We start from the raw sequence: 1,403 nt of genomic DNA on the forward strand, positions 1-1,403 counted from the left end.
GGCCGCGACCACGAACAGGATCGCCGCGGCGGCGGGCATCTCGCCCGGCTCGCTCTACCAGTTCTTCCCGAACAAGGAGGCGATCGCGGAGGCGCTCGCCGACCGGTTCAGCACGCAGATGGGCGGCTTCTCCTTCTGACCCGGCCCGGCGGTCAGCTCCGCCCCGCCCGGATCCGTGGAGTCACAGTGAATTCACGGTGGAGTCACGGACGCCGATACCCGGTCTCGGCGAGCGCCTCGCCGAGCAGGCGGACGGCCTTCGAGCCCGTCCGATCCGGATTGGGTGAGGACCCGGGCAGCCTGACCCCGGGCTCCGACAGCGCCGCGTGTCACGGGTAGCGCCACAGGCGGGTGGCGCCGCTCGTGGTGCCGGCGGCCGCGGCGAGCATGCGGCCGTTGGGGGCGAAGGCCACCGCGGAGACCTCGGCGGTATGGCCGCTCAGTGTGGCGATGGGCTTCTTCGTGCGTGTGTCCCACAGGCGGACGGAGCTGTCCTTGGAACCGCTGGCGAGGACCCGGCCGTCCGGACTGAACGCCAGGCAGGTGACCTCCTCGCGGTGCCCCTCCAGGACCGCGGGCTCCTCGGCCACGGCGGCGGCGTCCCAGAGCAGGACGTCCCGGATGCCGGCTCCGGCGACGAGCGAGCCGTCCGCGGAGAACTCCACGTGGAGGGGCTGGTCGCGGCCCGACGACGTACCGGTCAGGCGGCCGGACGCCAGGTCCCAGATCTCCAGCTTCCTCCCGCCGCAGCCTCCGAGGTGCCGCCCGTCCGGGCTGAACTCCAGGATGTCGGGGACGCTGGCCAGGGGGGTGATGTCGCGGACGGACCGGCCCGTGGCGACGTCGAGGATCCGCACCGTCAGGTCGCGGGCCCGCACGGCCATCGTCCGCCCGTCGGGGCCGAGGCCCACCGCGGAGAACGTCCCGGGCATCCGGCGGGTGACGCGGCCGGTCGCGGCGTCCCGCAGTTCGATGCCCGCGTCGGTCATGCCGGCGGCGACCCGCGCGTCCCCGCTCAGCACCGGTTTGCCGGTGTTCGTGAACGCGTCGCCGACCTCGGTGGAAGCGCCCCGCCCGGTGGTGAGGTCCCAGCGCCAGATCTCCTCGTATCCGGCTCCCACGAGGGTCCGGCCGTCGGCGGTGAAAGCGATCTGGAACATGGCGATCGGTCCGCCGGGCAGCAGCTGGGACGCGGCGGGCGCGGTGAGCGGCGTGGGCGGGAACGTCTTCGCCTTGCTCTCGCCGGACGGCCACAGCAGGACGGCCGCCGGGGCGGCCACCGCGGCCACCGCCGCTGCGGCCGCTCCCGCGATGACGGCCCGGCGGGGGACGCCGCGGGCGGCACTGTGGGCGGCACTGCGGGAAACAGGGCGCGGCGGCGCGGCGGCCAGGTGGGTGCCGAC

2 protein-coding genes are annotated in these 1,403 nt (G+C 74.8%); one reads left to right on the forward strand and one right to left on the reverse strand.

The genetic code is table 11. The features are described from left to right. The coding region (locus tag E1281_RS39640) for a helix-turn-helix domain-containing protein (protein ID WP_207943797.1) at window positions 1–139 on the forward strand (139 nt) is incomplete at its 5' end. 190 nt (window positions 140–329) lie between these two features. Here the strand turns inward: E1281_RS39640 and E1281_RS39645 are convergent. Continuing rightward, the coding region (locus E1281_RS39645; RefSeq protein WP_131884809.1) for a WD40 repeat domain-containing protein at window positions 330–1,403 on the reverse strand (1,074 nt) is incomplete at its 5' end.

Origin of the sequence: Actinomadura sp. KC345, assembly GCF_004348515.1 — a bacterium.
GTDB lineage: Bacteria > Actinomycetota > Actinomycetes > Streptosporangiales > Streptosporangiaceae > Spirillospora.